Raw genomic sequence first — 7,732 nt, 5'->3', positions numbered from 1 at the left:
CAAGCTCCTACAAAAAAGAAGAGGTCTGGCCGGTTGTGCCAATCTGCGGGAGGGGCCTTGTCTGGCGGCAAGCGCGGTGCATACTGCGCCACGGACATGATTGAGGAGTGTTGTTGTGAAAGCTGTTGTTGTGGCGTTGTTAATGCTGGCGGCCCCTGCCTGGGCTGCGGATTGGGAACTGAACCACGAGGGCGCGCAGCGGGGTGAGGTTACGACCTATGTGCGCGAGGTGTCTGACAGCCCGGTGAAGGCCTTCAAGGGCGTTGTGGAGTTGCAGACCAGTGCTACCTCGGTACTGGCGGTGATTACGGCGGTGGACACCTTTGAGGAATGGATCTTCCAGAGCCAGGGGGCGGACCGGCTCAGCATCAAGGAAAAAGAGCGTATCCACATGCGTTTCAATGGTATCTGGCCGGTGGCGGACCGGGACGTGGTGCTGGTCAATACGCTGACCCAGAAAGCCGATGGCGAGATTCACCTGCACAGTGAGAACGCCGAAGGCTTCAAGGACAAGCAGCAGGGTTTCGTGCGTATTCCCGCTCTGGATAACCAGTTCGTGATCACCCCCCTGGCGGACGGCTGGGTGCGGGTGAAGTTCGAGACCTTCGTGGACCCGGGCGGCAATGTGCCGGTGTGGCTGGCCAACCTGGTGTCCACCAGGGCGCCACTGGTGACCCTGGAGGGGTTGAAGGAGCAGTTGGAGAAGCCGCGGTTTGCGCAAGCGACGCGGGGGGATTTGCCGGAACTGCCGGGGATGGAGGGATTGAAGCTTTGAGCTTCTAGCCTCTAGCTGCTAGAGGCGATGCAGGATTATGGGTTGTTGAACGCAAGAGGCCGCGCCCAGGGTTTGGGTGCGGCCTCTTGCGTTTCAGGTCATGACAACTTTCTATCGCGTTGCAGCTTGAAGCTTGCCGCTATGGCCTTTTGGTTATTGGCCGTTATCGCTAGCAGGTTCGCCATGCGAGCATGGCTCCTACAGGGGGTTAGCGACTCCAGCGGGTGCCTTCGCGGGTGTCTTCCAGCTGGATGCCGGCGTCGGTGAGTTGCTGGCGGATCTCGTCGGCGCGGGTGAAGTTCTTGTCTTTCTTGGCCTGGGTGCGCTCTGCGACCAGGGCGTCGATTTCCTCGTTGCTGAGGCCGTCTTCACTCACGTTCTTGTTCTGGAACCAGGCGGTGGGCTCGACCGTGAGCAGGCCGAGCAGGTCGGCGGCGGCCAGCAGTTCGGCTTTCAGGGCCGGTTTGTCGGCCAGCTCGGCCTTGTTCAGTTCGCCGGCGATGGCGTGCAGGGCGCTGACCGCTTCCGAGGTGTTCAGGTCATCCTTGAGCGCTTCCAGCACCGGGTGGTTGTCCGGCAGTTGGTAATCCGCTGCCGGCGCTACGGTTTCGCCGCGACCGAGCAGGGCGTAGTAGAGGGTATCCAGGCCTTTCTCCGCGTTATCCAACACGTCCGCGGAGAAGTTCAGCGGCGAGCGGTAGTGGCTGGAAAGCAGGGCAAAGCGCAGGATTTCGCCGTGGTACTGGGTAAGCAGATCGCGGACCAGACGGAAGTTGCCCAGGGACTTGGACATCTTCTCGCCGTCGATATTGATGTAGCCGTTGTGCATCCAGTAGCGCACGTAATCGGTGCCGTGGGCGCAGCAGCCCTGAGCAATCTCGTTCTCGTGGTGCGGGAAAATCAGGTCCTGGCCGCCGCCGTGGATGTCGATCACGTCACCCAGGTGTTTGTGAATCATGGCGGAGCACTCGATGTGCCAGCCTGGGCGGCCACGGCCCCAGGGAGACTCCCAGCCCGGTTGCTCGTCGGTGGACGGCTTCCAGAGGATGAAATCGCCGGGGTGGCGCTTGTAGTCGGCCACTTCCACCCGGGCACCGGCGAGCATGTCTTCCAGTTTGCGACCGGAAAGCTTGCCGTAGTCGGGCATGGATTCCACCGCGAACAGCACCTGGCCGTCGGCCTCGTAGGCGTGGCCCTTTTCCACCAGGGTCTCGATCATGGCGATCATCTCGTTGATATGGTCGGTGGCCTTGGGAATGATGTTCGGGGTTTTCGCGTTCAGAGACGCCATGTCCTCGGCGAAGGCGGCGGTGAAGCGCTCAGTGAGCACGCCGATGTCTTCGCTGTTTTCCGCCGCAGCCTTGATGATCTTGTCATCAATATCGGTGATGTTGCGGGCGTAGACCACTTCCGGGTAGAGCCGTTGCAGCAGCCGGTACAGCACATCAAAGACCACCACCGGGCGGGCGTTGCCGATATGGACGAAGTTATAGACCGTGGGGCCGCACACGTAGAGGGTGATGCGGTTGGGATCCAGCGGAATGAAGTCGTCCTTCTGCCCGGTGAGGGTGTTGTGCAGCTTGAGAGTCATTTTTTATAAAGCTCTTTCGGATCGATGATCGGCGTCTTGTCGATGGTCACGTTGTTGGCGTCGGCTTTCCAGTAGAAGCAGTCGCGGCGGCCGGTGTGGCAGGCGGGGCCGGTCTGGTCCACTTTTACCAGCACGGTGTCGGCGTCGCAGTCGATGCGCAGTTCTTTCAGCATCTGCACCTGGCCGGAGGACTCGCCTTTGCGCCAGAGTTTTTTCCGGGAGCGGGAAAAGTAGCAGACCCGGCCGGTGGCAAGGGTTTCCTCAAGGGCTTCCCGGTTCATCCACGCCATCATCAGCACTTCGCCGGTGTCATGCTGCTGGGCGATGGCGGCGATCAGGCCGCCGTCCGTGAGCTTCAGGTTGTCCAGGGCCTCTTGTAGCGGCACCTGAAAGCCTTCGGGCTGTTGTTCGTTGTCTTTGAACATGAATGCCTCCGGGGGCGGAGATTAAATCCGCTGTAGGAGCTCCTCTCGATGGGCGAACTGTGCCTGGCAAAATTTTCGCAAGCAGGTTCGCCCCTCGAGAGGGGCTCCTACAGGTGCTTCGTTCAGATCGGCAGGCGGGTGGCGTTGGCCAGGGCGGTGACGGCGGCGTCCAGGCTTACCGTGTCGGTGGCCTGGGAACCCAGGCGGCGCAGGGCGACCTGTTGCTCTTCCGCTTCCTTTTCACCAATGACCCAGATCTGCGGCACCTTGGCGCGGGAATGCTCGCGCACCTTGAAGCCGATCTTTTCGTTACGCAGGTCCAGCTCCGCCGGGATGCCGGCCGCTTCCAGTCTTTCCTTCACGCTGCGGGCGTAGTCATCCGCCGCATTGGTGATTGTGCAAACGGCCACCGGCACCGGTGCCAGCCATAGGGGCAGGTGGCCGGCGGTGGATTCGATCAGGATGCCCAGGAAGCGCTCCAGAGAACCCAGCACCGCACGGTGCAGCATCACCGGACGCTGGCGAGAGCCGTCTTCGGCCACGTATTCCGCATCCAGGCGCTCGGGCAGCACGAAGTCCACCTGCAGGGTGCCGCACTGCCAGTCACGGCCAATGGCGTCGCGCAGGACAAATTCCAGTTTCGGGCCGTAGAAGGCCCCTTCACCCGGGTTCAATTCGCATTCCAGCCCCAGGGATTCCACCGCTTCGCGCAAAGCGCCTTCGGCCTTGTCCCAGGTCTCGTCGGCACCGGCGCGTTTTTCCGGGCGGTCAGAGAACTTGATGCGGAAGCTTTCGAAGCCGAAGTCCTTGTAGACCTCACGCAGCATGGTGATGAAAGCGGCGGTTTCTTCGTTGATCTGCCCTTCGGTACAGAAGATGTGGGCATCATCCTGACTGAAGGAGCGGGCGCGCATCAGGCCGTGCAGGGCGCCGTGAGCTTCGTTACGGAACAGGGTGGTGAACTCGCCCAGGCGAATGGGCAGGTCCCGGTAGCTCTTGATGCCCTGATTGAAGATCTGCACGTGGCCCGGGCAGTTCATGGGCTTGACCGCCATTTCCCGGTGATCGTGGGTGCAGACGGTGAACATGTCGTCGCCGTACTTGTCCCAGTGACCGGACTTTTCCCAGAGGATGCGGTCCATCATCTGCGGGGTGGCCACTTCCTGGTAGCCGCCTTTTTCCATCTTGCCGCGGATGTAGTTTTCCAGGTTCTTGCGCATGCGCCAGCCTTTCGGGTGCCAGAACATGCTGCCCACCGCTTCCTGCTGGATATGGAACAGGCCCATTTCCTTGGCCAGTTTGCGGTGGTCGCGCTTTTCCGCTTCCTCAAGCTGTTTGAGGTAGGCGTTGAGTTCTTTCTTGTCGCGCCAGGCGGTGCCGTAGATACGCTGAAGCTGAGCCTTGCTGGCATCGCCGCGCCAGTAGGCGCCGGCCACCTTCATCAACTTGAAGCCGTCGCCCAGCTTGCTGGTGCTGGGCAGGTGTGGGCCACGGCACAGGTCGATGAAATCGCCCTGGCGGTAGAGGCTCACTTCCTGGTCGGCGGGCAGGTCACGGATGATCTCCGCCTTGAATTCCTCGCCTTCTTTGAGGAAGAAGCTGACGGCTTCGTCCCGATCCCAGATTTCACGCCGTATAGACTCGTTGCGACGTACGATTTCCATCATGCGTTTTTCGATGGATTTGAGGTCTTCCGGGGTGAAAGAATCCTCCCGATAGAAGTCGTAGTAAAAGCCGTTTTCGATGGTCGGGCCAATGGTGACCTGGGTTCCCGGAAACAGCTCCTGCACGGCTTCTGCCATCACATGGGCAGCATCGTGGCGGATCAGATCGAGGCCGTCATCAGTGTCGCGGGTGATGATTTCCACCGTGGCGCCATCGTCGATGGGCAGGTAAACATCGATCAACTTGCCGTCCACTTTGGCGGCAAGTGCCTGTTTGGCGAGTTTTTTGCTGATACGCTCGGCGATGTCCAGGGCGGACGCCGGCTGATCAAACGCCATGGTTGCCCCGTCGGGCAGTTGATAGCTGACACTCATGAGAGGTAGGAATCCAGATTGGCTCGGAACCGGCAGATGGTAGGCAATCCAGACCAGAGCTTCAACCGGAACCGGCGGTATATGCGCCGGTCGGAGGGAAATAGACGTATGGCGGCCTGTTTTGCCTGAAATCTTGGCTCAGCCTATGCTTGCTGGGTAAATACACGATTTTGTTACGGATGATCATTGGGAGCTGGATTGCTCATGAATTCCTCTTTGCCCGATACCACACCGGTGACGGATGAAAACCTGATGCCGCGGTTGCTGCGGGTGGCGCAGCATCTCAGCGAGCAGCGGGACGTACCGCGCCTGCTGCAGGTGTTGCTGGATGAGGCCCTGTATCTGTGTGAGGCCGATACCGGCTGGGTATGGCTGTATGCAGATGGTAAGCCCGAACCGGGGCTGAGCTGCCTGTGCCGCCGTTCCGGTGATGCTTTCCTGCACGAGGAGGCCAGCCTGTTCTGCCCCATGGCGCGCAAACGAGGGTTGCCCGAGCAGTGTTACGAAGACGGTAAGCCGCTGGCGGTGGACCTGTCGGAGAACGGCCTCAGCGAGGAGGATCGGCACTTACTGGATGCGCTGGCCCCGGATGCCGGCGGGTTGCGGCTGTGGCCCCTGCGGAACCACGAAGGGGTGGTCATCGGTGTGCTGCAGCTGGCCTATAACCGCGCGCTACCGGCCCGTTTGCACCGGCTGGGCAAGCACAGCGACCTGATCTTCCAGTCCCTGCTCACCTATGCGGGCATTGCCCTCAGCAACCTGAGCCAGGTGCAGGAACTCAAGGAACTGCTGGATGCCTTTATCAAGGTGCTGGCCCAGGCCATTGATGCCAAGAGCCCGCACACCAGTGCCCACTGTCAGCGGGTGCCGGTGATCACCGAGATGCTGGCCCAGGCGGCCTGTGAGGATGATTCGGACTTTGCGGATTTTTCCCTGGATGAGGATGGCTGGTACGAGTTGCACGTGGCGGCCTGGCTGCACGATTGCGGCAAGCTGGCTACCCCGGACTCGGTACTGGACAAGTCCACCAAACTGCACACCCTCCATGATCGCATCGATGAGGTGGCCAGCCGCTTTGCCGCCCTGCGTGCAGAGATCCAGTTTCGTTACGAAAAGGCCTGTCTGCTTGATCCCGCTGACGAGCCTGCCAGCCGGGAACGCATGGAAGCGGAAATCGGCCAGCTGAAGGAAGATCTGGCGTTTCTGGAGCGGATCAACCGGGGCGGTGAGGCCATGGCTGAGGTGGATCAGCAACGGGTGCGTGATATCGCCGCGCGGCGCTGGACCGATGCCTGGGGTCAGAAAAAGCCCCTGCTAACCGACGACGAGGTCTACAACCTGTGCATTCCTCGCGGCACCCTGACTCCAGAAGAACGGCAAATCATCAACGGCCACATGGATGTGACCCTGGACATGCTTGGCTCGTTGCCGTTCCCGCCCAAGCTGCGCCAGGTGCCGGAATATGCTGGCGGCCATCATGAAAAAATGGATGGCACCGGCTTTCCGCTGGGGCTGACCCGCGACCAGATGTCGATTCCGGCGCGGATCATGGCCATCGCCGATGTGTTCGAGGCCCTTACCGCCAAGGAACGCCCCTACAAGACGCCACTGAAACTCAGCGAAGCCCTTGGCATCTTGCAACGCATGCGCGACAACGATCACCTGGACCCGGATCTTTATCGTCTGTTCATCCGCTCCCGGGTGTGGCGCCAGTACGCCGAGAAACATCTGGATCCGGTGCAGCTGGATGTGCAGGATGGCACGGCGTTTCTTTGAGCTACGAGCTACGAGCTACGCTCGATTGGATAGGTGAAGGGTGGAAAATTCCCCGGACCTCGGCATTTCTACGAAGCCGCTGTAGGAGTACCTCTTGAGGTGCGAACCTTGCGGAGCAAGGGAATCGACCGCAGGGCGATCAGGAATATCAGGGCTCGACAGGTTCTTCTAATGGCTCCTTTAAAGCTTCGCCATATGTTTTCAGCTGGGCCCATCCTCCCTGTAACCGTTTCGAGGTATTCGATGTTGCGAATTGTTGTAGGTTTGCTCGTGCTGCTGGCGGATAATGTGATGGCCAGCGACTGGCTATTGTCCCTGGAAGGGGAGCGTACCCAGGGGGCCTTGCTGCGTGGCCAGGTGGCGCCGGGGGTGGCCGTCAAACTGGATGACAGGGTGGTGCGAGTTACCGGTGACGGTTTTTTTGCTGTCGGGTTTGGCCGTGATGCGGCGCTGCAGCAGAGCCTGGTGCTGGAAAAGCAGGGCGAAACCCAACAGGTACCCGTGACCCTCAGCAAGCGGGACTATGACATCCAGCGGATTGAAGGGGTGCCCAAGCGTACCGTGGAGCCGCCGCCGGAAGCGGTGCTCAAGCGGATTCGTCGCGAGGTGGCCGAGATTAAAACGGCGCGGGATACCGACTCTGCCCTGCTGGCCTTCCTCAGTGATTTTCAGTGGCCGCTTACCGGGCGCATCAGTGGTGTTTATGGCAGCCAGCGGGTCTATAACGGGAAACCCGGCCGTCCGCACTTCGGCGTGGATGTGGCCCGGCCTACCGGCACGGTTGTTGTAGCGCCGGCAGATGCGGTGGTGACACTGGTGCAGGGGGATAACTATTATTCCGGTGGCACCCTGATCATGGATCACGGCTATGGCGTGTCCTCCACCATGATTCACCTCAGCGAGGTACTGGTGGAAAAAGGGCAGACCGTGAAGCAGGGCGAGCCGGTGGCCAAAGTCGGCGCCTCCGGCCGCGCTACCGGTCCGCACCTGGATTGGCGATTGAACTGGTTTGAGGTGAAGCTGGATCCGGTGACGGTGGTGCCGCCGATGAATTGATAATTGAGAATGGATAATTGATAACGCCGCGGACAAGACCGGTTCGTTTTTAAACGCAAGAGGCCGCGCC

The 7,732-nt window shown here is 60.6% G+C and carries 6 protein-coding genes; 3 read left to right on the top strand and 3 right to left on the bottom strand.

Translation table 11 applies throughout. The features are described from left to right. Positions 1–115: 115 nt before the first annotated feature. Positions 116–775: a hypothetical protein gene (locus tag B3Q33_RS15830; RefSeq protein WP_273008870.1), complete on the top strand. Its 660-nt coding sequence runs from the start codon at positions 116–118 to the stop codon at positions 773–775. Positions 776–983: 208 nt separating this feature from the next. Here B3Q33_RS15830 and cysS read toward each other — a convergent pair whose 3' ends face one another. The 3 genes from cysS to thrS form a co-directional block, all read right to left on the bottom strand. Continuing rightward, a complete protein-coding gene (gene cysS, locus B3Q33_RS15825) occupies positions 984–2,366 on the bottom strand; it encodes a cysteine--tRNA ligase (RefSeq protein WP_273008871.1) in 1,383 nt (460 codons plus the stop codon). Further along, positions 2,363–2,791: a phosphoribosyl-AMP cyclohydrolase gene (gene hisI, locus B3Q33_RS15820; RefSeq protein WP_273008872.1), complete on the bottom strand. Its 429-nt coding sequence runs from the start codon at positions 2,789–2,791 to the stop codon at positions 2,363–2,365. The genes cysS and hisI overlap by 4 nt, the downstream gene beginning before the upstream one ends. Before the next feature lie 122 nt (positions 2,792–2,913). Then, positions 2,914–4,830: a threonine--tRNA ligase gene (gene thrS, locus B3Q33_RS15815; protein ID WP_035244941.1), complete on the bottom strand. Its 1,917-nt coding sequence runs from the start codon at positions 4,828–4,830 to the stop codon at positions 2,914–2,916. A 204-nt stretch (positions 4,831–5,034) separates the two neighbouring features. On the opposite strand from thrS, the gene B3Q33_RS15810 reads away from it, so the two are divergent. Together B3Q33_RS15810 and B3Q33_RS15805 are read left to right on the top strand one after the other, a co-directional pair. Then, entirely contained in the window at positions 5,035–6,606 is a 1,572-nt protein-coding gene (locus B3Q33_RS15810) for an HD domain-containing phosphohydrolase (RefSeq protein WP_273008873.1), read from the top strand. A 243-nt stretch (positions 6,607–6,849) separates the two neighbouring features. Further along, positions 6,850–7,662: a M23 family metallopeptidase gene (locus B3Q33_RS15805; protein WP_273008874.1), complete on the top strand. Its 813-nt coding sequence runs from the start codon at positions 6,850–6,852 to the stop codon at positions 7,660–7,662. The last annotated feature ends 70 nt before the right edge of the window (positions 7,663–7,732 follow it).

The organism is Alcanivorax sp. UBA3183 (genome assembly GCF_002364155.1).
Lineage (GTDB): Bacteria > Pseudomonadota > Gammaproteobacteria > Pseudomonadales > Alcanivoracaceae > Alcanivorax > Alcanivorax jadensis.
This window is presented reverse-complemented; position numbering and strand designations above follow the sequence as displayed.

Coding starts and splice junctions, on each gene's coding strand:
- cysS (WP_273008871.1), bottom strand. CDS start 2,366: ATGACTCTCAAGCTGCACAACACCCTCACCGGGCAGAAGGACGACTTC.
- hisI (WP_273008872.1), bottom strand. CDS start 2,791: ATGTTCAAAGACAACGAACAACAGCCCGAAGGCTTTCAGGTGCCGCTA.
- thrS (WP_035244941.1), bottom strand. CDS start 4,830: ATGAGTGTCAGCTATCAACTGCCCGACGGGGCAACCATGGCGTTTGAT.
- B3Q33_RS15810 (WP_273008873.1), top strand. CDS start 5,035: ATGAATTCCTCTTTGCCCGATACCACACCGGTGACGGATGAAAACCTG.
- B3Q33_RS15805 (WP_273008874.1), top strand. CDS start 6,850: ATGTTGCGAATTGTTGTAGGTTTGCTCGTGCTGCTGGCGGATAATGTG.